This is a genomic window from Aggregatibacter segnis ATCC 33393 (genome assembly GCF_900476035.1).
Classification (GTDB): Bacteria; Pseudomonadota; Gammaproteobacteria; order Enterobacterales; family Pasteurellaceae; genus Aggregatibacter; species Aggregatibacter segnis.
In genome coordinates this window covers 588,422-611,438 of the sequence record NZ_LS483443.1, presented here as the reverse complement: position 1 = coordinate 611,438, position 23,017 = coordinate 588,422, and the positions used below count along the sequence as shown (strand labels likewise).

The following is a 23,017-nucleotide window of genomic DNA, read 5'->3' as shown; positions in this document are numbered from 1 at the left end:
CTATTAAAAACTGTGATATAGGTGGCCTTTATTAAAATTGATGTTAAACGCTATATAAGGAGACTTGAACAACCAGCAGGATTGCCCCGATGACCAATAAGCAGCCAATCATCGGCATCACAAATTTCACCCATTTATTAAATGGAATGTGCAACATTTGTAATGTCACCAACACCAAACCGGTCGGTGCCAAGAACAACATGGCGTATTGACCCCAGTTATAGGCAGAAACCACGATGTCCCGCGGAATACCCACTGCGTCCGCAAGCGGTGCCATAATTGGCATGGAAAGCACTGCCAAACCGGAAGAAGATGGTACGATAAGGCCTAGGAAGATGAAGACCACTAATTGACCAAGAATAAAGACGCTACCCGGCATACCACTTACAAGGTTAGACATATAGTCCAAAATGGTGTCAGAAATCATACCTTGTTCAAGCACTAAGTTTACACCACGCGCCAAACCGATAATCAAAGATACACCGACCAATTCGGAAGCCCCTTCGGTAAAGGATTCCACAATATCTTTTTCTTTCAAGCCACTGATAAACATGATGATAATCGTGATTGACAAGAAAGAAGCTGCCATTTGAGGGAACCACCAACCGCCTGCCATTACCCCCCAAATCATGATTGGGAAAGCAATACAGAAGAGGATTAAGATAAGTTTTCTTCTTAAGGTAAATTCAAGCACGGTATTTGGGTCAAAGTTTTTCATATAACGATGATAAAACTCTTCTCTATCTTCATAAGTATAGGAAAAACTCGGATCCGCTTTTACTTTCTTACCATACCAATATAAGTAAGAAATCACGCAAGTTGCCCCTAACAAGAGACCAATGGCACGGAATCCAATCCCTTCGGTAAATTGAATACCGGCCGCATTAGACGCAATAACCACTGAGAATGGATTAATTGTGGAAAACGCTGTCCCCATGGAGGAAGCCAAGAAGATTGCACCAACACAGATGATTGCATCATACCCCAGCGCCAAAAATACCGGTACCAAGATAGGGTAAAACGCAACGGCTTCTTCTTCGATACCGCAAGTTGTACCGCCTAACACCATCAACACGGAAACACTAAATACAATCATAAATTCATTGCCTTTCGTGCGCCGTGCCAACGCCATGAGCCCTGCGTTAAATGAGCCCGTTCTGTTAATCACACCGATCATACCGCCCAACACGAAGATGAACACCATGACATCTACCGCTTCGATGGTTCCTTCTACCATGCTGATAGGGATATCTTTGATACCTTTGTAATGTTGTTCAATACGTTGATAAGTGCCCGGAATGGCAATCGGTTTTTTGATCACACCTTCGGTGAAATTGGAGAGTTTAATTTTGATATTAAGATTATTTAAGGTTTCTTCCGTAGCAGGATAGGTTTTATCTTGCTCACCATAAGCTTTTACTACAAAGACTTTTTCAGTCATATTATAGGTCAACTTAGAATAGGAACCGGAAGGAATAACCCATGTTAATCCCACCGCAAGGATTAAAATGAAGAATAAAATCGTGAACGCTGATGGGAAATTAAAGACCTTTTTTTTATTAGACGCTTCCATAGCAGACTCCTCGTCAATATCGAAGTTAGCAGATCGGCATAATCATTCATCAACCATGCCGACCGCACATTCTACTTTGAACTGCTAAAATACTCAAAGTGAGTTTATTATTATGAATAATAAGAAATTTCTTTCACTTTATTCGTGATACGTGTGCCGGCTTTACCTTTCACAATATCAACGATATCAGAAAGTGATCCAATCACGGCATCTTTACCCGTACTACGTGCGAAATTTACTGCAGCCTGTACTTTTGGTCCCATAGAACCGGCGGCAAAGCCCATTTTTTCAATTTCATCCGGCGGTGCTGATGCGATAGCTTTTTGTGTTGGTTTGCCCCAATCTACAAAGGTTGCTGACACATCAGTCGCAATAATGAATAAATCTGCTTCCAGATTATCGGCAAGTAGTGCAGAACATAAGTCTTTATCGATAACCGCTTCTACGCCGCGCAAATTATGTTGCTCATCGTAGTAAGTAGGGATACCGCCACCACCGGCGCAAATCACGATACTGCCTTTTTCCAACAACCATTTCACCGGGTTGATTTCAAAAATGCGTTTTGGTAACGGACTTGGCACCACGCGACGATATTTATCACCATCTTGTGCAATGGTCCAGTTTTTCTCTTTTGCCAAGCGTTCGGCTTCTTCTTTGGAATACACCGGACCGATTGGTTTAGTTGGGTTCTTAAATGCCGGGTCATTAATATCCACTTCTACTTGTGATAGCAATGTAGCGAACGGCACTTCAAACGGCACTAAGTTACCTAATTCTTGTTCAATCATGTAACCAATCATACCCACAGATTCTGCCCCCAATACATCTAACGGATAAGGAGGCACTTCTTTATAGGCTGCACTTTGTAATGCTAATAAACCTACTTGTGGACCATTGCCATGCGCGATAACCAACTCATTGTTTGGATAAATCTTCGCAATTTGTTCACAAGCGATACGCACGTTTAATCGCTGGTTCTCAGCGGTGAGCGGCTCGCCGCGACGCAACAAGGCATTTCCACCCAATGCAATAACAATTCTCATATACCACCTCTTAAATTAAGCTGGAATAAAGTACGGCTTTAATGGTGTGCATGCGGTTTTCCGCTTGCTCAAAGGCCACATTCATTGGCGACTCAAAGACATCTTCGGTTACTTCAATACCATTTGCTAATTCAGGGTATTTTTCTGCAATTTGGCGGCCCACTTTGGTTTCGCTGTTGTGGAATGCCGGCAAGCAGTGCATGAATTTCACACGCGGATTGCCGGTGCGTTTCATCAATTCAGGAGTGACTTGATACGGTAATAATAATTTAATGCGTTCGCCCCAGGTTTCTAATGGCTCACCCATGGAAACCCATACGTCGGTGTGCACGAAATCAACGCCTTTGACAGCTTTATCAATATCATCGGTTACCGTAATGCGTGCGCCACTTTGTTTTGCAAATTTTTCGCACATGTCCACTAATTCTGCATCCGGTAATAAGGCTTTCGGTCCGCAAATGCGTACATCCATACCCAATTTAGCACCGATTAATAACAAGGAGTTACCCATGTTGTTGCGCGCATCACCGATATACACATATTTGATTTCACTTAATGGTTTATCGCAGTTTTCAATCATGGTTAACACGTCCGCCAACATTTGTGTTGGGTGGAACTCGTCAGTTAAACCATTGAATACCGGCACACCGGCATATTCTGCTAATTCATCCACAATTTCTTGTTTGAAACCACGATATTCAATGGCGTCATACATTCTGCCTAATACGCGGGCAGTGTCTTTCATACTTTCTTTGTGGCCAATTTGAGATGAGTTTGGATCGATGTAAGTGACTTGGGCGCCTTGGTCATAAGCAGCGACTTCAAAAGCACAACGGGTACGGGTGGAGGTTTTTTCAAAAATTAGCGCAATATTTTTGCCTTTTAATTTTTGTTGTTCGGTACCGGCATATTTTGCTCTTTTTAAGTCTCTGGATAAATCTAATAAATATTTGATTTCACGTTCTGAGTGATTAACAAGACTTAATAAGTGTCTGTTTTTAAGATTGAAAGCCATAATAATCTCCTTGATTTTTGTTTATTGACTTAATCCGAATAGCCAAGCTATTCACAAACTATTTATTCGACATACAACCTACTCCTTGCGAACGTCTTTATTCTAAAAGAAAGGCAAGTGAATATCGTGTCGAATTTCGGCTCGTAATGTAAAGATTTTGAACAAATTTCTAACAAAGGACTTTTTATTGGTATAAAATTCGAACAAAAAATTTTCTATGTGAAAAAATTTTAACCTCATCACCCAACATTAATCTCATCATGAACACTGTGCTTCTTTTTTTACGTCATAACGCCATTAAAGTGCGGTATGTTTTACACAAGAAATTACGTCAAACCTATCGAATCTCCCATAAAACCCTCGAATTTACCTGTTTACTGATCGGCGCCAGCTTGGTCTCGCTGTTTTCCCTTGGCTTTGCCAAACTTGCGGATTTGGGCTTGGAATGGAACGCCCATTGGACACAACAATATCCGATTGCCGTTTGGTTTATCTTGCCCTGCGGTTTGGCGTTATTAACCTGGTTCATCGCCAAATACACGCCTTATGTCGGTGGCAGCGGCATTCCGCAAGTCATTGCCTCGCTTAGCCTGCCCCATCACGCCAATAAAAACCGTTTAGTCGCCTTTGGACAAACTCTATGGAAAATTCCACTGACATTTTTAGCGATGCTTATCGGCGCCTCCGTTGGACGGGAAGGGCCTTCCGTGCAAATCGGTGCTGCCGTGATGTTATGGTGGGGTAACTTATGCCGAAAATACGGCGTGGCATTTAATGGATTGAGTGCTAATGAACTGATGGCAACCGGGGCGGCCGGTGGCCTTGCTGCTGCATTTAATGCGCCTTTAGCCGGCGTTATTTTTGCCATAGAGGAATTGGGACGTGGTGTGCTATTGCGCTGGGAACGACGCGTATTGTTAGGCGTACTCGCGGCTGGTTTTATTTTGGTGGCGATTGAAGGCAACAACCCCTATTTCCCAACATATCAAGGTGTCACCGATATGCCTTATTTATGTTTATGGGTTTTAGTTTGTGGTGCGGTAAGTGGTGTCAGCGGAGGAATTTTCGGCCGTTTGTTAATCAAAGGCGCAGCCGGAACCTTCCCTTTCTGTCGCCATTGGATACGCAAGCACCCTATTTTCACCGCCATTATTTTAGGATTAATATTGACCGCACTTGGCGTTTACACCAATGGACAAACTTACGGCACCGGCTACCAAGTTGTCACCCAAGCTCTTGATGGACAAGCGGTACAAAGCGACATTGGCATCATGAAACTGTTCGCCACAGTAGGCACATATTGGACGGGCATTGCCGGCGGTATTTTCACCCCGGCACTCACCATCGGGGCTGGGCTTGGCGTGCAAGTGGCTGCCTTTACTGACGGTTCAGTCGACCAGCGTTTGCTGGTGTTGTTATGTATGGCAGCATTTCTCGCAGGTGCGACCCAATCACCGGTCACCGCCAGCGTTATCGTGATGGAAATGACCGGCTGCCAACCCGTATTGATTTGGCTATTGATTTGCTGCCTGATTTCCTCCATTATTTCACGCCAATTTAATCCGAAGCCGTTTTATCACATGGCGGCAGGGCGTTTCCGCCAGCGGATAAAAGAAGAAACGCAAAAAGACATGAAGGAAAACCCATAAAAATGTCCCAAAATCAACCGCACTTTTACCGAGGACGCTTTGCCGTCGCGCCCATGCTGGATTGGACAACGCGCCATTGCCGTTATTTCCACCGCCAATTTTCCCGGCACGCCTTGCTTTATACGGAAATGGTGACCACCCAAGCCATCATTCATGCCAAATATGATCACCTTGATTTTGATACGGCAGAAAACCCGGTGGCGTTGCAACTGGGCGGCAGCGATCCGGAACAACTTCAACATTGCGCTCAATTAGCGCAACAGCGTGGTTACCAAGAAATCAATTTGAACGTAGGTTGCCCATCCGATCGTGTACAAAACGGTATGTTCGGTGCGTGTTTAATGGCAAACGCGGAACTGGTTGCAGAGTGCGTACAACAAATGCAAAGTGCGGTGCACATTCCCGTCACCGTAAAAACCCGCATCGGCATTGATGATTTTGACAGCTATGATTTTCTATGTGATTTTGTCCAAAAAGTACACCAAGCCGGCTGTCAGGAATTTATCGTGCATGCCCGTAAAGCGTGGTTATCCGGTTTAAGCCCGAAACAAAATCGTGAAATTCCGCCGCTAAATTACGAACGTGTGTATCAACTAAAACAGGATTTTCCCCATTTGCTCATCAGCATCAACGGTGGCATTAAAACCACTGAAGAAATGCAACAGCACTTGAAGTATGTAGATGGTGTCATGGTGGGGCGCGAAGCCTATCAAAATCCCGCATTGCTCGGTCATATCGATCACACATTGTTTGACGCAAATGCCCCGATTATCACCCCACGCCAAGCGGTGGAAAACATGTTTCCATACATCGAACAGCAACTCAGCCAAGGCGTCTATCTGAATCATATCGTGCGCCACATGCTCGGTGCCTTCCAACACTGCAAAGGCGCACGCCAATGGCGTCGTTATTTAAGCGAAAACGCCTACAAAGCCGGCGCCGGCATTGACGTGGTAGAAACCGCATTAGGGTTTGTAGAAGAGTAAAAGTGCGGTCAGTTTTAGATGTAAAAAAGCACGCATGAGAAAATGCGTGCCATCAGTAAATCAGTTATAGAACAAAAAAAGTGCGGTGGATTAAAAAAACGTTTTTCAAATCCACCGCACTTTTTCATCTATTACAGAATATGTTGATATTCTTCTAACATTTCTTTCGGCCAAACGCTGGATTGCACTTCACCGATATGTTTTTTACGTAATAACAACATTGCCAAACGAGATTGACCGATACCGCCACCAATACTTAACGGCAATTTGCCTTGCAATAATTCTTGGTGCCAATCCATATTTAGACGGTCTTCATCACCGGTTAAACTCACTTGTAAACGTAACGCCGCTTCATCTACACGAATCCCCATAGAAGATAGTTCAAACGCTTTGCCAAGTTGGTCGTTCCAAACCAAAATATCACCGTTCAAGCCTTTGTAGCCGTTTTCTGACTCTGTTGTCCAGTCATCGTAATCCGGCGCACGTCCATCGTGTGGCTTGCCGTCAGACAATTTACCGCCGATACCGACTAAGAAAACTGCACCGTATTCTTTACAGATCGCATTTTCACGCTCTTTGCCGCTCATGTTTGGATAACGTTTCACGAGGTCTTCACTGTGTACGAAAGTAATGTGTTTTGGTAGCACGGATGGAATATCAAAACGGGCTTCCACCGCCAATTCTGTTAAGCGAATCGCACGATAAATCGAATTCACGGTTTCTTTTAAATAGGCGAAATTGCGACGACCTTCCGGAATCACTTTCTCCCAGTCCCATTGGTCCACATAAACGGAGTGGGTCGCATCTAACGAATCTTCGTCCGGACGCAACGCTTTCATATGTACAAACAAGCCTTCGCCTTCTCTAAAATGAAAACGGGCTAATGTATGACGTTTCCATTTTGCCAAAGAGTGAACCACTTCAAACACCGCATTTGGGATTTGTTTTACATGCACTTGAACCGCTTTTTCAATACCGGAAAGGTTATCTTGCATGCCATTACCAACCTGACTTAAGATTGGGCCTTGAACTTCGATGATGCCTAATTGCTCGATGAGGTTTTGAGTAAATGTATTTTTTACAAAACTAATCTCTTGTTGTTGCAAAATAAATGTCTTTTTCATTGTTTTTACCCTATATTATTTAACGTTTCTACATGAATGCGGTAGATTCTCCCCATTCTTTAGGGTTAATGCAACACAATTTAGCCAGAATTAAAGAAACTTCATCATTATTTAAATAACATCTAAAAAATAATATAATTATTTAGAGTTTTTAAAACAAAGGAGTGTGTTATGCACAATATCGACAATTTAGATCAACAAATATTGCGTGTATTAACCAAAGATGCCCGAACCCCTTATGCAGAAATGGCGAAAAATTTTGGTGTTAGCCCCGGCACCATTCATGTTCGGGTGGAAAAAATGCGCCAGTCAGGCATTATTGAAGGGACAAAAGTGAAAATCAATGAACGCAAACTAGGTTATGATGTTTGCGGTTTCATTGGCATTATTTTGAAATCGGCAAAAGATTACGACAAGGTGATCAAAAAGCTGGAAGCCATTGATGAAGTGGTGGAAGCCTATTACACCACCGGCAATTATTCCATTTTCATTAAAGTCATGACGCACACGATTGCCGAACTGCATTTAGTCTTGTCGGCAAAAATTCAATTAATCGATGAGATTCAATCCACAGAAACCTTAATTTCCATGCAGAATCCGATTTTGCGTGATATTAAACCGTAAAAAACAAAGAACAAGAAAGGAGGATGTTATGTCAGAAGTCTTTCACCTTGGCTTAACGAAAGCCATGTTAGATGGGGCTCAATTAGCCATCGTCCCGGGCGCGCCGGAGCGTGTGGAACGCATTGCACGCTTATTAGATCGCCCAAAATTCCTCGCCTCCACCCGCGAATTTACCTCTTGGCTCGGCTATATTGAGGAACACGCGGTGGTCGTATGTTCCACCGGTATTGGCGGCCCGTCCGTTTCCATCGCGGTAGAAGAACTAGCCCAACTCGGTGTGCGTACTTTCTTACGTATCGGTACAACCGGCGCCATCCAACCGCACATTAACGTCGGTGATTTATTAGTGACAACCGGTGCTGTACGTCTCGATGGCGCCAGCCGCCATTTCGCCCCATTGGAATATCCGGCGGTAGCAAACTTTGAATGTACCGAAGCCCTTTACAAAGTCGCCAAAGAAGAAGTCGGCGATGCCGTCCATGTGGGTATCACCGCCTCTTCCGACACTTTCTACCCGGGACAAGAACGTTATGACACCTACACCGGCAAAATTTGTCGTCATTTCCAAGGTTCATTAAAACAATGGCAAGAATTGAACGTAATGAACTACGAAATGGAATCTGCCACCTTGTTCACCATGTGCTCCGCACTGGGTTTGCGTGCCGGCATGATCGCAGGTGCTATCGTCAACCGCACCCAACAAGAAATCCCGAATGAGGCGACGATTCAATCCACGGAAGAAACCGCCATTCATGTGGTAGTGAAAGCGGCAGGCTTGTTAGTATAATTGACGTAAGTCACCAGGGCTTATCGCATAAAAAGAGCGGTCGAAAAACACCATGAATTTCGACCGCTCTTTTTATTGTCTGTATCAAATCAATGGCAATAAAAAAGCCTCCGTTAAGAGGCTTTTTTTAGCATTTTATTTTGAGTATAACGGTGCAGGACCTGTTTTACCCATCGTTTTCGTGCCTTCGGCTTTTACCAACGAACCGGAAGAGGAAATCTCTACTCGACGGTTAGGTGCTAAGCAATCTTTTAGTGCTTGACCACTGCCATCACAAGCTTTCACTTGATTTGCTTTACCGTGTCCGATAGCTACGATGTGCGCTTTTAAGCCTAATTCAGCTAAACGCGCTTTCACGCGGTCTGCACGACGTTGTGATAAAGCTAAATTATAACGATCAGAACCTAAGCGATCGGTATAGCCGTCAACAGTGACTTCTTTTGCTTTAGCAGATTTTAACTGCTGTGCAATATTGTCAATCACTTCTACACCTTGTGCAGTCAATGTGTCCTTGTTAAAATCAAACAAGAAATCGCCGGACAAACTGAAAGAATAGTTGCTGTTACAGCCGTTTGGATACCAATAGAAATTTTGTGCGTTCATCTCAGAATCGAACAATACTTTAAATTGGCATACTTTATTTGCACCGTTTTCACGGTAGTTAAACACGTAATCCCATTCGCGCACGCCGAATAAGCCTTCCGCAAAATGCGGGCGACCGATCAAATAATAAAGTTGATCTTTATTCATGCCTTTTTCAATCATGCGAACGTTATCCCAGTTCGGCCAAGAACCGTATTGGCTGCCGTCATGATTAAATGTGGAATCTTCAACTTTAGGCCACACTAATTGGGTGTTCTCCACCGGTGCGCCATCTTTAGATACGTGACTTAAGTTACCGCAAGCAACCAACATAGTTGCAGCGATAGTTGATAATAACATTTTTGCTAAGGTCATCTCTTCACCTCGTAGAATTCATAAAATAGTTGTTTGTTTCAACCTTGGGTTGCTTCTCTTTGGTTACCAAGGGAAATCACATTATTTAACCGGATTGCACATAAAAGTGCGGTCGATTTTTATCGTGAAATTCACCTTGGTATGCCTTCAAAAAATAGGAAAGCTATATCGCTTCCCTATTTTCATTAAGCGAACGGTATTACCATTGGTAGCCCGCACCTACACCAGCACCAAAGTTGCCACGGGTGTCGCTGTTACCAGTCAATTTCACCACAACTTTACCGTTATCAGAAACGCGGGATACACCTAATGCAATCGCGCCTTCACCACGGTAAGTACCGGCAGAAACAGCAACCATGTTTTTACCCGGCAAGTAAGCTTGCGGTAAAGATGCCGCTGCGTTAGCACCTGCTACACCGGCACGCAGATTTCTGTCAACACGGTTAACCTTGCCTTCAAGAATGCGTAATTGTCCAACATTCGCTGCATCGGTATTGTTCACGCCTGGTGCAACATTTTTGATGGTCATATTGCTGGCGTCGATACCATTGCTCTTCGTCATGCTTGGACCATCTTGAATGGTTACGCCATCATTGGTGATTTTGGTAGTACCACCAACAGTCACGTGTTCAGTTGCAGTAACGCTATTGACATTAACATCTTTTGCCAAGCCTACAGTCACGGTGTTTCCTTCGACTTTGGTCATAATATTGCTACCGCCATCAAATTTAGTCCAATCCGTGTTTGTTGCAGCACCTTTAATATCGACTTGAGTATTAAGTGGGGCCTTATGAACTGCACCGTCATTTGCTCCAAATTTTAATCCGTCATTTAAAGTTGCTACATATTCACGTGCACCACCGTCAACATCGTAAACGATACGAGTTTTCTTCTCACCCGCTGCACCATTTACGTCAGTTGCACCTTGAGCAACAGTGACCTTGCCTTTAGCATCTGCACCATCAATATCGATAGAACCGTCTTTGCCGTTTAAAGTAACGCTGTTTTGATCGTTAGCACTTTTCACCGCTAAAGTTCCATCTTGGTTACCCTTAGTTGTACCACCGAGAGTAATCTCGTTATTTAAGCTAACTGTTAATTTCGCAGTTTTCTTACCATCAACTGGTTGCTCTTCAACTTTAGTATTGATGTTGTCATCACCGGTAATTTGAGCCGTAGTACCTAGGTCTTGTGTAACCTTGTTACCAGCTTTGTCTTTCAAACCGAAAGCATCTGTCGCTACAGTTTTCAAATCACCAACATTGACAGCATTTTTTAGTTTAGTGTCTGGTGCTTTAGTGACATCTGTAACACCATCTAAACCACTCGCAAGTCCAGTAATTGCTTTGTCATTCATCGCAATACCGTTCTTAGTCATGCTTGGACCACCTGTGATGGTAACGCCTTGACTATCAACCTTAGTACTGTCGTTATCCTTAACAAACTGAGCACTTGTTAAGTCTTTCAACTCTTTGTTCAACGTCACGTTAACATCATTACCATTGGCTTTTGTTGTGATATTGTTATCGCCTTTCACACCAACTGTGTCACCCAACTTACGTACGTTGGTATTGCCACCATCAGTTGCGAAGGTTAAACCTTCATTATCGACTTTAGTTTTAGCATCAACACCTTTTTGAATATCGGCTTTAGCTTTGTCAGATAAGTCAACTTTATAGTTTGTTACATGAACAGTGCCTTTTTTCGCTTCTGCTTCAGCTTCAACTTTAATCATGTCAGAACCGTTTGAAACAGAGGCTGAAGTATCTTTAGCAGAGACGGTGTAAATGGTCTGTTTACCAGCACCTGTTGTAGTAGTAACGGTAACATTTTCACCCGCTTCAACTTCTGTCTTCGCAGCTGTAACCGCAGTCTCAAGATCAGTTTTCACTTTATGCAACTGACCACCGTTAACGGCATCTTTACTGTCTGCTACAATTGTGCCATCAGCCACATTGGTGATTTTCTTATTGCCCGCATTGATACCGTCAGTTGTCACAGACACATCACCAGCAGTTAGCCCTTTGTCAGTCACTTTTACATTGGTGCCAACAGCTAAACCATCTTTATTCAAGGTCGTTTGGTCAATTTTGACACTGCCGTCTTTAGTAAGATCAAGGTTTTTGTTTAATGCAACTTCTACATTACCACGATCATGAGTCACAGTGATATTTGTATCACCACTGATGTTGACCTCAGCCTCAGGTTTAACAACATACTTGTTGTTATCATTTTTACCTGTACTGAGTGTCCAACCTTTACCTGCTGTTGCCGCTGCATTTTTTACTTCATTCAACTGAGCAACATTCACTGCATCAGTATCAGCTTCGCCTGCTTTAACATTAGTGATTTTCTTATCACCTGCATTGATACCGTTAGTAATTGTCATACTTGGACCATTTTCAATGGTGACACCATCTTTAGTCACTTTAGTAGCACCAACTTTAACGCTTCCATCTTCGGTGAGATTAAGATCCTTGTTTAATGTAAGTGTTACGTTGCCTTGATTATTACTTACAGTAATATTTTTATCAGCAGAGCTAATATCGACATCAGTACCCGGTGCAACCTTATGCTTAGTAGCAGCAGATCCAGCCGTAGTAAGATTCCAGCCTTTTTCAGCGGTTTCTTTCACTTCGTTTAATTGGCTACCATTAACCGCATCTGTACTGTTTGCGTTAACATCACCAGCTGCCACTTTAGTGATTTTGTTATTGTTAGCATCGATAGAGTTCTTAGTAAAGCTTGGACCATCTTTAATGGTTACACCTGAACTATTAACCGTAGTATTGGCATTATCATCACCGAACTGAGCACTTGTTAATTTTTTCAGTTCTTTGGCTAATTTGATATCAACTTGGTTTGTACCATTTACAACAGTACCGATATTTTCATCAGAAAGCACCCCTTTGGCACCACCGTTAAGTTTAAGTGCTTGTCCGGCAGCACGTTTAGCCATAGTGATACTTGTATCATCAATTGCTAAGCCATCAAGATTTTTTCCTTCTGCACCGGAATTATCCGCAACAAATCCCATTGGACGGGTGTGTGCATACAATTGGCTACCATTGATTGCGTCAGTACTTTGAGGACCAACTAAACCAGCCGCAACACCTTGAAGACGACGAGTTTGAGTGTCATTACCAATCGTAACAACACCTACTGGTGCGCCACCTGCGTACTGATAAGCTGGGAAACCTGCAGAGTTAAACTGACTGTAGTTGCCTTTTCCTGAAGATACCGCACCTGCATTAATGAAGGCTGATTCTGTACCTAAGTAAACAGAGTTTTGCAATGTTGCATTAACGTTGTTACCTAAGATGAAATAACCTTTACCAATTTTGGTTTTGGTTGCAGCTGGATCTGACGGGTCATCAGTCGTGGTCAATTCATTTGACTCGCTCACTTTATTTCCGGTACCAATTACGTAAGTATCGGTAATATTTTTCGCAGTGGAACTATCGCCAATAATATTTCCGGCACCCATTACAAAAATATTTTTGCTATCTTCTAACGGTGCAACGCCAACATCAACCTTATTACCATGACCGGTAACATAGACATTTTTCAATGATGTTGCTACTGGGGAACCACCACCTACTGGAGTCTGGTTGTTTTTACTAATAATATTGCTATTACCTACAACACGGATATTTTCTTTGGCTTGAACAAAGTTATCATTACCAAATACACCGGATTGGTTGGAAAGAATTTCGCTATTGGTGTTACCGATAGAATAAGTACCCTCACCTGTTACTAAGGTTGCATTTGGATCATAGGTACCGCCTAAACTACGACCGGTCGTTGTCAAAGCTAATTTACCTGCGTAACCGATACTACCGGAATTAGCACCATTAACACGTTGATTTGTACCCATTGCAATAGAGTTTACACCCTTATCGCCAACAAATGCAGCCGCACCGATTGCGTTTGATGCTGAACCAGTGGCAGTTGCTTGGCTACCCAATGCAGTGCCTTGGTATTCATTTGCAGTAGCACGTTCACCAATCGCAATGGCTTTGGAAGCGGATGCTGTTGCGTAGTAACCTAACGCTACTGCACGATCCGGGCTAGAGATATTTTGCTGTTTTGTGGATACTCTGGCTAATGAACCGATTGCAACAGAGTTATTACCTTCGGTACTTGAACCTGCACCGATCGCCGTATTGTATAGGAAGCCTTGACCGGTACTACTTTTAGCAACAGTTTGAACCGATGTTTGAGCAACATTGTCATCTAATGTCGCTGAACCGTTATAAAGCGCACCGATTGCAATAGAGCCTAGACCTTCAGCACTTGTATTATTACCGACAGCAACACTTGTTGCTCCATTCGCATGAACATCCATACCAACGGCTAACGATTTTTCACCTTTTGCACCGTCATTATTGAAGTTACCTATGGCCGCAGCATTTTTAGTACTGAAATAGTGCGTTTTATTCGCATCAACAACTTTGTTTAATTGTTGTACGTTTACCGCATCATCGTCTTTCGTACCTTCAGCGACATTACCAATGAGCGTTTTTTTGCCATCATTTTTTGATAAAGTAACGCTGTTTTCAGTTGTGGTTCTTGGCGCAGCATCATAGTTAATACCTGCACCACCACCTGTAAGACCATTAATTTTTGAATTTACTTTATTGAAAACATCATTAGACACTTCTTTTAATTGCTTCACGGTCACTGCATCTTGATCATCCGCACCATCAGCCACATTCACAACTCGACGTAAAAGATCAGATTTACCTACGGAAACAACTTTAGTTGATGTTGTACCGGTAAGGTAGCCTGTCGCAGCTGTATCATTCGCCACAGAAGAACGACCTAATGCCACATTACTCTCACCATTTGCCACAGCATTATTACCAATAGCTACACCGCCAGACTCTGTAGACGTAGCACCATTACCAATAGAAACAGAGTCGAGACCGGTAGCCTTAGTTTCTGTACCTACTGCAACCGATCTTGTTTTCGCCTGCGCACTCATACCGATTGCCACGCTTTCTACAATATCCGTTGGGGTGTTATAGGAGTTTGCTAATGTACCAATAGCAATGTTATTACTAACACTGTTATTTGCTCCGCCAATGAATTTACCGGCACCTTGTCCAAGTGCGATATTGCCTTTACCTTTTACATTTGAGCCGGCAGATTGACCGATACCAATATTAAGTTGACCGTCAACATCTTTACCTGCGTCCACACCAATATTGATGTGCTCGTTTTTATCACCAACAAGGTCTGCAGCCTGGCCTTTACCCGCACCTTGACCAATTGAGATTGTTCTCCATGGCGCAGCCTCTGCATTTTCACCAACAGCAACCGCACCTTTACCAGTAGATTTAGCATTTTTACCAAACGCAGCGGCACCCTCACCTTCAGATTGAGCACCATGACCAATTGACAAACCGGATTTCTTGGCTTCAGCACCATGACCAATTGACATTGCATCCGTACCTTCAGCCTTAGCGCCTTCACCCATTGCAATAGCAGAATCGGAACCTACAGCGACTTGAGCACCTTTACCGAAAGCAATCGCAGAATTTGCTGCAAATGTTTTAGCATCAGAACCAATTGCGATACTATCAGAAGTAAAGGTTTCAGATGCGTCTTTATTTGTTGTTAATGCATTTTTACCGATGGCAATATTCTGATTACCGCGGCTTTTTGCTGTATCACCGATTGCAATGCCACTCTTACCATCACCAGTAATATATTTTTGAGCACCATCATAAATCAATTCGCCACTTAATTTAGAGCCTGCTTGAGAATTATGACCTAACACAACTGAAGATGAGGCAGTTCCTGATGCAGCTGCTCCATGACCAACAGTAACAGACTCAGCACCATAAGAAGAAGCGTGCATACCTAATGCAACAGTATTATTCCCAGCTGCTTTAGCGTCTGGACCAATTGCAACAGCATCAGTTCCACCGGCTGTAGCATCGGCTCCTGTTGAATTTGCACGGAAGTATTTAATACCGTTGTAAGTAGTACCTGTACCTAAACCTAATTTATCAGTTGCTTTTTTTAATAAATCAATCTCATTATCAGTAGTGGTTTTGTGGTTACCAAAATCAGTTTTTAATGCATCTAGATCACCTTGGCTAGCTTTACCATTAACGGTAGTTGTTAATGCAGTTAAATCGGCTTGGTTAGCTTTGCCATTAACTGTAGTTGTTAATGCAGTTAAATCGGCTTGGTTAGCTTTATTTGCTAAATCATCGGTAGTCGCTAAATTTTTACCATTCAATGTAGCAGTACCATGCAATGTTGTTGTACCTGTTGCTGAACCACCAGCGGTGCCTGCAGCACCAACAGTTAATGATGTGGTTGCGGTAACGTTCGGAGCATTAACATCAGCAGCAAATACTGAAGATGCGCCAAAGCAGAATGAGAGGGCGACAGAAAGTGCGGTTAATTTTGTTCGTACTTTTGCAGTATTGCTTGATGCCGCTGTTGAATTGCGTCCTGATACCCCTTTAGAGCGCGCTAATTCGGATACAACGACTAATACGTTAGTTACCTTACTCCAGATAACCTTGTATATATTATTCATGGAAGTTCTCCTAATGGTTAAATTTAATCAAGATATATTGATATATAACTTTAATGGATAAATGCTTTACTCTTCATAACGAAGATGGATATGTAATACATGAACCAAAAAATATGTTGAGCAATGACTATTGCACAACATAGGAAAAGTGAATGCATCACTAGTAGGCCTAATAGATACCCATAACTCTAAGGCCTTCTATCAAAACACCTACGGAATCGCTAAAAACAGACTCCTGCCCTCGAGACAACATCATTGACAACGCCCATACATTTGAAAAACTAAACTACACAAATAATTTGTCGCCAATGATGCTGTCGCCACAGGTATAAATTTAAAACAGCTCCTATTGTACTTATTCAATAAGTAACATATAAAAAATTATGCCTATGGTATGGCGGGTGAATTCTAAAGCTAATTCGATTCATCGTCAATTAATACTGCTTCTAATGCAATTTTAATCATTTCATTAAACGTTAACTGACGCTCTTCCGCACTGGTGAGCTCGTGGGTGCGAATGTGGTCAGATACGGTACAGATGGTTAATGCGCGTGCACCATACTCTGCGGCAACACCGTAAATACCGGCGGCTTCCATTTCCACACCAAGAATGCCGTATTTTTCCATCACATCAAACATGCTGACATCCGGCGTGTAGAATAAATCGGCAGAGAATAAATTCCCAACGCGAGCTTTCACACCTAAGTTTTTCGCTGCTTGCACTGCGGCTTGGGTTAAACCAAAATCTGCGATGGCGGCAAAGTCGTTATCTTTAAAACGAATACGGTTTACTTTGGAGTCGGTACATGCACCTACACCGATAACCACATCACGCAATTTCACATCCATACGTACTGCACCGCAAGAGCCAACACGAATCATTTTTTTCACGCCGTATTCAGTGATAAGTTCTTTTGCGTAAATGGAACAGGAAGGGATCCCCATACCATGTGCCATCACGGAAATGCGACGACCTTTATAGGTACCGGTGAAACCTAACATATTACGTACGTTAGTCACTTCCTGTGCGTTTTCCAAAAAAGTTTCTGCAATATACTTCGCACGTAGCGGATCACCCGGCATTAATACAGCATCAGCAAATGCACCGGCAGGTGCGTTAATGTGTGGAGTCATAGTTTTTCCCTCTTGTTGACATGATGAAGCAAACGTTTCCGTTGCTTATAAACGACAACACCACGAACATGGTCGTGGTGTCATCATAAAAAACATGGCGAAATCATACCGCACTTTATAGCACGGCACCACTTAAACCAATAAATAAACCTGCAATTGTTGCGCTCATTAAGTTAGATAATGAACCTGCAACTACGGCTTTCAAGCCTAAACGAGCCACGTCGCTACGACGATTTGGCGCCATTCCGCCTAAGCCACCAATTAAGATCGCGATGGAACTGAAGTTAGCAAAACCACAAAGTGCGAAGGTAATGATCGCTTTAGTTTTATCACTTAACACCACAGCAGAATCCGGTTGTAAATATTTAGCAAATTCTAAATAACCCACAAATTCGTTCACCGCTAATTTTAAACCAATCATTTGACCGGCAATGGCAGACTCTTCCCAAGAAATCCCGATTAAGTATGCCAATGGTTTGAAAATCCAACCTAAAATCACTTGTAAAGTTAAATCCGGTTCGCCAATAACGCCGCCGAAGCTGCTTAGAATCCAGTTAATCAAAGCAATCACAGAAACAAACGCGATTAACATAGCACCCACGTTCATCGCTAAGTGCATACCGTCACGCGCACCATTTGCCAATGCTTCAATTGCGTTAGATGGTTTTTCAACGTCTGCACTTTCTTTTAATGAGTCATCCGCTTTTTCTGTTTGTGGGAACATGATTTTCGCAAACAATAAACCACCCGGTGCTGCCATGAAAGAAGCCGCGATTAGGTAAGTTAACGGCACACCCATACCGGCATAACCCGCCATCACAGAACCGGCGATAGAGGCAACGCCACCAACCATCACAGCAAATAATTCAGATTGCGTCATACGGCTGATAAATGGTTTTACAATTAATGGCGCTTCCGTTTGGCCAACGAAAATATTGGCAGCCGCAGACATAGATTCTGCTTTTGATGTACCTAATAATTTTTGTAATCCACCACCGATTAATTTGATCACCCATTGCATAACACCGATGTAATAAAGCAAAGAAATCAAGGCGGAGAAGAAAATGATGACCGGCAACACTTTAATCGCAAAGATAAAACCGAAACTTTGGCTTGGATCAGTCAATCCACCGAATAAGAAACTAATCCCTTCGTTACCGAAGCTAATGATTTTACCGATAAAATCAGAAGCCGTTTGTAACGCACTACGTCCCGCCGGTACATAAAGTACGAAAGCACCGATAGCGATTTGAATAGCCAACGCACCAAAAACGGTACGCAGATTGATCGCTTTACGGTTGTTAGAGAACAAAACTGCAATCCCTAACAGGACGAAAATACCAACAACACTAATTAAAATGTCCATAAATACCTCAAAAGTCATTGAATAAAATTCTTCGTATTCTACTTGGTTTCCATAAAAAAGGAGAGTGAATTTTATTGATTAATATCATAATTAGTGCAACCCGATGTCACTAGAAGCAAAATCCGCCTTAAAAAGGAATAAAGTGCGGTCAAAATTCAACGTAATTTATTTAGACAGCATGAATAAACCTTGGGATAATGCGCGCCACTTAGTAACAAACGATGGATTAAAGATAAATGAAGAAAGCACAGGTTCTGCCGCATACACCTTGGGCAGCAAAATCCCTTTGGGCATTTGAGCCTAAATCCTTTTGTGTGTTGCTTTTATCTTTAAGTGTCATGGGATTTGGCGAAGCATTATTGCTTCTTTCTGATTTAGGCTCCGCGCCTTGGACCATATTATCGCAAGGTGTAGCCTTACGCGGGGAATTTAGTGTCGGTTGGGCGTCATGGATAATTAGTTCAATCGTGATGTTAGCGTGGTTTCCATTAAAACTGAGGCCGGGACTTGCCACCGTCATGAATATTTTTGTGATCGCCCTCTTTCTCGGCTTAACCGTTTATTTGCTGGAAAAACCTACCGCACTTTATCTGCGTTTCATTTACGCTGTCGTTGGTATTTTATTATTCGGCATCGGCAATGCCTTTTACCTAACCTGCCACCAAGGCCCCGGCCCACGCGATGGGTTAATGGTGGGGTTGTGTTATCGTTTCCATTGGAAAATCGGCATCGTGCGAACGTCCATTGAAGTTTTAGTGTGCCTCTTCGGCTATCTGCTCGGTGGCGTGTTAGGCATCGGCACACTCATGTTCGCACTGGGGATTGGCTGGGTAGTGCAATACACCTTATTTATTATCCGTCGTCGAGTGCCACACCCGAGTAATAAACCGCTCGATCTCGTCTAATTTCTCGCCAATATGAATTTTGCTTAAATCTGTTTGACTCGCTTTGTCGTTTGGCGGACAAAATGCCAAATGTTTATCAACCTCATTAATCGGCTGCCAACGCAATGGTGTAGCAGAACGACGACTCGGATAAAAACCGATGGTCGGAACATTTAACGCAGCGCTTAAATGCAACGGCCCGGTGGAACCGGCAATAAACAAATTAGCACACGCCAAAGATTGTGCGAAATCCACCATGCCGTTATTTTTGTCATAAACGACCACCCGCGAATCCTGCACCAAATTTGCCAGTTCATGGGCTTTTTCACTTTCATTCGGCCCTGCCGTTAAAATCACATAGACGTTAAACCGCGCTAATAAGCCACGAATGAGCTCAGCATATTGCGCCAAAGATAAATTATTGGCAGACCCGCCGGAACCGCTGTGCACAAAAATCCATTTTTTCTCCGCATCAATGTTTAACTGATGGCATAAAGACTCACGCTGAAAATCCACCGCACTTTTAGGGAAAGTGAGATATGGCGGGCAAGGCTGAACAACAGCAATGCCATGATCACGTAAAAAAGTGCGGGCCAAATCCAAGTTATATTCAAATTCAGGCTTAGCCGATTGGGAACGGCGTTGCGTTAAACGATGATTATAGAAAAATTGCACCCATTTTGTTGCCGGCGCTAAACGGTAAGGAATGCGACATTTCCACGCTAATTTGGCGTTATGTGTATTGGAAAAGAAGCTGATCATGGCATCAAATTGACGCGCTTTAATTTCGTTCACCACGCGCTGAAATGCAGCTTTATCGTTTTTCGGCGCATCAATAATAACGTCATCTAAATAAGGGCATGCCCGAGCAATATCTGCGGTGTAAGCAGGTACAAGTGCGGTCAGTTTTAACGATGGTTCAGAGGCTTTTAACATGGCAAAGGATGGCCATGCCAACATAAAATCGCCCAATTTATCGTTACGAATCACCAATACGTTTTTCATTATTTCCACCCTATGCAAATTCTTTTCCAAAATGAGAGGTTATTCTAGCCTGACCGACTGCCATTAAAAAGCGACAAATAAAAAATCAGCGCCTTAATCCCTTAAGACGCTGATGTTGAACTAAATAAACAAGTCAATATTGAATTTTATTTATTCAATTTTGCCTTATAGGTCGGATTCATCAAGTTTTCTACGGAAAGGATGTCATCCAATTGTTCTTTGGTTAACAAGCCTTTTTCCAAGACCACTTCACGCACACCTTTACCGGTTTGCGCACAGATTTTACCCACTAAGTCACCGTTGTGGTGGCCGATAAATGGGTTTAAGTAAGTCACAATACCGATAGAATTGTAAACGTAGTTTTCACACGTTTCTTTGTTGACGGTGATGCCATCAACGCATTTATCGCGTAAGTTCACACAAGCGTTACCTAAAATCTCAATAGATTCAAACATAGCTTGTACAATCACCGGCTCCATTACGTTTAATTGTAATTGACCTGCTTCTGACGCAAAAGTCACAGTGGTATCGTTACCGATCACTTTGAAGCACACTTGGTTCACCACTTCAGGCACAACCGGGTTTACTTTTGCCGGCATGATAGAAGAACCCGCTTGTAATTCAGGCAAGTTAATTTCTTTAATGCCTGCACGAGGGCCGGAAGAGAGTAAACGTAAGTCGTTACAGATTTTTGACAATTTCACGGCAGTGCGTTTTAACGCGCCATGTACGGAAACATAATCACCGCAGTCTGAGGTTGCTTCAATTAAGTTCTCTGAGCCGGTGCAATGTAATCCGGTGACATTGGATAAATGTTTCACAACGGAAGACACATAACCTTGTGGGGTATTTAAACCGGTACCGATTGCGGTCGCGCCCATGTTCACTTCAAGTAAGTGTGCCGCTGCAGCTTTTAAGTGTTTCACTTCTTCTGCCATTAACACTGCAAACGCTTTGAATTCTTGCCCCACAGTCATTGGCACTGCGTCTTGTAATTGAGTACGGCCCATTTTCAACACTTTCTCGAATTCTTTTGCTTTGTTTTCAAAGCCTTGTTGCAAATAAGCGACTTTTTCAAGAAGTTTAATGACGCTGTTGTACACGGCAATGTGGAAACCGGTAGGGTACGCATCGTTGGTGGATTGGCTGGCGTTCACATGATCCATTGGGTCGAGGTATTTATATTCACCTTTTTTGTGACCTAAAATTTCTAACGCCAAGTTGGCAATCACTTCATTGGTGTTCATATTGACGGAAGTGCCTGCACCACCTTGGTAAATATCAGATGGGAATTGATCCAAACATTTGCCGTTCACTAACACTTCATCACAAGCTTTAACAATGGCTTCTGCAATTTCTTTTGGAATGGCACCCAACTCACCATTTGCCAATGCCGCTGCTTTTTTCACCATCACCATGCCGCGAACAAATTCCGGCACATCAGAAATCGTTACTTTCGAAATGTTAAAATTTTCCACCGCTCTTAGGGTGTGAATACCCCAGTAAGCATCTGCAGGAACTTCACGTTCACCTAACAAATCCACTTCCTTTCTATATTGTGTCATTTGCGTTCTCCTTTATGCTTAACACGTTTGGTTGAATTGTCTAAATTATAGAAAATTCGATTAAAATTAAATTGATCCAAGTCACAGATTTTTATACGCATTTAAGAGTTATTTTTATTTTTCAGATTAGTTTTTCTAACCCGAAAGATGTAGCCATGAATAAAAGTTGCACTGCAGAATAAAGCGGGTAATATGCTCATCCAACGTATTTTTAAGGAGCGAACATGCCGTTTATCACCTTTCTTTTCGCTGTTTTTGTATTTATTTATCTGGAACTGAGTCTACTGGTTTGGCTAGGAAGCCGTTTGGGTATCCTCATGCTCATTTTATTACTGATTGGTTCCTCACTACTGGGCATTGTCATCATCCGTGTTCGTGGTTGGTATAGCCTCACTCGCGTAAAACAGCAGCTCACCCAAGGCGAATTGCCTACTGATGCGCTTTTTGGCTCTCTGCGCTGGCTTATTGCCGGCATCCTTTTTGTTATTCCCGGTTTTGTGACTGACATTCTCGCTTGCGTGCTGTTAAGCCCGCTCGGTCGTTACCTAGTAAATACATTCATTCGTAGCCGATTCGTGTTCTTCCAACAAAACATCTTTAAAACCAACCGCACTTTTTATTCGTCCCAAGGCAATCCACCTAGAGATGGCGAGATTTTTGAGGCGGAATTTGAAAAGGAAGCGGATGAAAATAAACGGTTAAAATAATTTTGCCTTTCCCTTGAAAGCGTAAAAATGATTCCCATA

The 23,017-nt window shown here is 42.8% G+C and carries 16 protein-coding genes; 6 read left to right on the top strand and 10 right to left on the bottom strand.

Annotated features, from left to right (window positions below):
* Positions 1-43 precede the first annotated feature (43 nt).
* The 3 genes from DQN58_RS03075 to DQN58_RS03065 all read right to left on the bottom strand — a co-directional run bounded on the left by DQN58_RS03075 (position 44) and on the right by DQN58_RS03065 (position 3,631).
* Positions 44-1,573, bottom strand: a complete 1,530-nt coding sequence (locus tag DQN58_RS03075; protein ID WP_005715740.1) for a YfcC family protein — start codon at positions 1,571-1,573, stop codon at positions 44-46.
* A gap of 110 nt (positions 1,574-1,683) precedes the next feature.
* Positions 1,684-2,616 (bottom strand): carbamate kinase, encoded by a 933-nt coding sequence (arcC, locus tag DQN58_RS03070; protein WP_005715738.1) that lies wholly within the window; start codon positions 2,614-2,616, stop codon positions 1,684-1,686.
* 10 nt (positions 2,617-2,626) lie between these two features.
* Entirely contained in the window at positions 2,627-3,631 is a 1,005-nt protein-coding gene (locus DQN58_RS03065; RefSeq protein ID WP_005715736.1) for an ornithine carbamoyltransferase, read from the bottom strand.
* A 260-nt stretch (positions 3,632-3,891) separates the two neighbouring features.
* On the opposite strand from DQN58_RS03065, the gene DQN58_RS03060 reads away from it, so the two are divergent.
* Positions 3,892-5,280 (top strand): chloride channel protein, encoded by a 1,389-nt coding sequence (locus DQN58_RS03060; protein WP_005715735.1) that lies wholly within the window; start codon positions 3,892-3,894, stop codon positions 5,278-5,280.
* Positions 5,281-5,282: 2 nt separating this feature from the next.
* Positions 5,283-6,266: a tRNA dihydrouridine(20/20a) synthase DusA gene (gene dusA / locus DQN58_RS03055; RefSeq protein WP_005715733.1), complete on the top strand. Its 984-nt coding sequence runs from the start codon at positions 5,283-5,285 to the stop codon at positions 6,264-6,266.
* 131 nt (positions 6,267-6,397) lie between these two features.
* On the opposite strand, the gene asnA is transcribed toward dusA, so the two are convergent.
* Positions 6,398-7,390 (bottom strand): aspartate--ammonia ligase, encoded by a 993-nt coding sequence (asnA, locus tag DQN58_RS03050; protein ID WP_005715731.1) that lies wholly within the window; start codon positions 7,388-7,390, stop codon positions 6,398-6,400.
* 171 nt (positions 7,391-7,561) lie between these two features.
* Between asnA and asnC the strand changes: the two genes are divergently transcribed.
* Both asnC and udp read left to right on the top strand, forming a co-directional pair.
* Complete coding sequence (gene asnC, locus DQN58_RS03045) at positions 7,562-8,014, top strand: transcriptional regulator AsnC (protein ID WP_005715729.1); 453 nt, start codon at positions 7,562-7,564, stop codon at positions 8,012-8,014.
* Positions 8,015-8,042: 28 nt separating this feature from the next.
* A complete protein-coding gene (gene udp, locus DQN58_RS03040; RefSeq protein WP_032997738.1) occupies positions 8,043-8,801 on the top strand; it encodes a uridine phosphorylase in 759 nt (252 codons plus the stop codon).
* A 135-nt stretch (positions 8,802-8,936) separates the two neighbouring features.
* On the opposite strand, the gene DQN58_RS03035 is transcribed toward udp, so the two are convergent.
* The 4 genes from DQN58_RS03035 to DQN58_RS03020 form a co-directional block, all read right to left on the bottom strand.
* A complete protein-coding gene (locus tag DQN58_RS03035; RefSeq protein WP_005715726.1) occupies positions 8,937-9,758 on the bottom strand; it encodes an OmpA family protein in 822 nt (273 codons plus the stop codon).
* Positions 9,759-9,957: 199 nt separating this feature from the next.
* Positions 9,958-16,317 carry a YadA-like family protein gene (locus DQN58_RS03030; RefSeq protein WP_111704455.1) on the bottom strand — a complete coding sequence of 2,120 codons (6,360 nt, stop codon included), beginning with the start codon at positions 16,315-16,317 and terminating at the stop codon, positions 9,958-9,960.
* A 414-nt stretch (positions 16,318-16,731) separates the two neighbouring features.
* Positions 16,732-17,451, bottom strand: a complete 720-nt coding sequence (gene deoD / locus DQN58_RS03025; RefSeq protein ID WP_005715721.1) for a purine-nucleoside phosphorylase — start codon at positions 17,449-17,451, stop codon at positions 16,732-16,734.
* 115 nt (positions 17,452-17,566) lie between these two features.
* Positions 17,567-18,817, bottom strand: a complete 1,251-nt coding sequence (locus tag DQN58_RS03020) for a NupC/NupG family nucleoside CNT transporter (protein ID WP_032997737.1) — start codon at positions 18,815-18,817, stop codon at positions 17,567-17,569.
* Between the two features lie 236 nt (positions 18,818-19,053).
* Here DQN58_RS03020 and yczE point away from each other — a divergent pair, with 236 nt between their 5' ends.
* Complete coding sequence (gene yczE, locus DQN58_RS03015; RefSeq protein WP_005715718.1) at positions 19,054-19,722, top strand: membrane protein YczE; 669 nt, start codon at positions 19,054-19,056, stop codon at positions 19,720-19,722.
* Here the strand turns inward: yczE and DQN58_RS03010 are convergent.
* Positions 19,663-20,706, bottom strand: coding sequence for a glycosyltransferase family 9 protein (locus tag DQN58_RS03010; protein WP_005715716.1), 1,044 nt, complete (start codon positions 20,704-20,706; stop codon positions 19,663-19,665). The genes yczE and DQN58_RS03010 overlap by 60 nt on opposite strands.
* Positions 20,707-20,852: 146 nt before the next feature.
* Positions 20,853-22,271 (bottom strand): aspartate ammonia-lyase, encoded by a 1,419-nt coding sequence (gene aspA / locus DQN58_RS03005; RefSeq protein WP_005715714.1) that lies wholly within the window; start codon positions 22,269-22,271, stop codon positions 20,853-20,855.
* A 224-nt stretch (positions 22,272-22,495) separates the two neighbouring features.
* Between aspA and DQN58_RS03000 the strand changes: the two genes are divergently transcribed.
* Positions 22,496-22,978, top strand: coding sequence for an FxsA family protein (locus DQN58_RS03000; protein WP_005715712.1), 483 nt, complete (start codon positions 22,496-22,498; stop codon positions 22,976-22,978).
* Positions 22,979-23,017: the final 39 nt, after the last annotated feature.

Coding starts and splice junctions, on each gene's coding strand:
- DQN58_RS03020 (WP_032997737.1), bottom strand. CDS start 18,817: ATGGACATTTTAATTAGTGTTGTTGGTATTTTCGTCCTGTTAGGGATT.
- DQN58_RS03060 (WP_005715735.1), top strand. CDS start 3,892: ATGAACACTGTGCTTCTTTTTTTACGTCATAACGCCATTAAAGTGCGG.
- aspA (WP_005715714.1), bottom strand. CDS start 22,271: ATGACACAATATAGAAAGGAAGTGGATTTGTTAGGTGAACGTGAAGTT.
- DQN58_RS03030 (WP_111704455.1), bottom strand. CDS start 16,317: ATGAATAATATATACAAGGTTATCTGGAGTAAGGTAACTAACGTATTA.
- DQN58_RS03065 (WP_005715736.1), bottom strand. CDS start 3,631: ATGGCTTTCAATCTTAAAAACAGACACTTATTAAGTCTTGTTAATCAC.
- deoD (WP_005715721.1), bottom strand. CDS start 17,451: ATGACTCCACACATTAACGCACCTGCCGGTGCATTTGCTGATGCTGTA.
- DQN58_RS03010 (WP_005715716.1), bottom strand. CDS start 20,706: ATGAAAAACGTATTGGTGATTCGTAACGATAAATTGGGCGATTTTATG.
- arcC (WP_005715738.1), bottom strand. CDS start 2,616: ATGAGAATTGTTATTGCATTGGGTGGAAATGCCTTGTTGCGTCGCGGC.
- asnC (WP_005715729.1), top strand. CDS start 7,562: ATGCACAATATCGACAATTTAGATCAACAAATATTGCGTGTATTAACC.
- DQN58_RS03000 (WP_005715712.1), top strand. CDS start 22,496: ATGCCGTTTATCACCTTTCTTTTCGCTGTTTTTGTATTTATTTATCTG.
- DQN58_RS03075 (WP_005715740.1), bottom strand. CDS start 1,573: ATGGAAGCGTCTAATAAAAAAAAGGTCTTTAATTTCCCATCAGCGTTC.
- udp (WP_032997738.1), top strand. CDS start 8,043: ATGTCAGAAGTCTTTCACCTTGGCTTAACGAAAGCCATGTTAGATGGG.
- asnA (WP_005715731.1), bottom strand. CDS start 7,390: ATGAAAAAGACATTTATTTTGCAACAACAAGAGATTAGTTTTGTAAAA.
- dusA (WP_005715733.1), top strand. CDS start 5,283: ATGTCCCAAAATCAACCGCACTTTTACCGAGGACGCTTTGCCGTCGCG.
- yczE (WP_005715718.1), top strand. CDS start 19,054: ATGAAGAAAGCACAGGTTCTGCCGCATACACCTTGGGCAGCAAAATCC.
- DQN58_RS03035 (WP_005715726.1), bottom strand. CDS start 9,758: ATGACCTTAGCAAAAATGTTATTATCAACTATCGCTGCAACTATGTTG.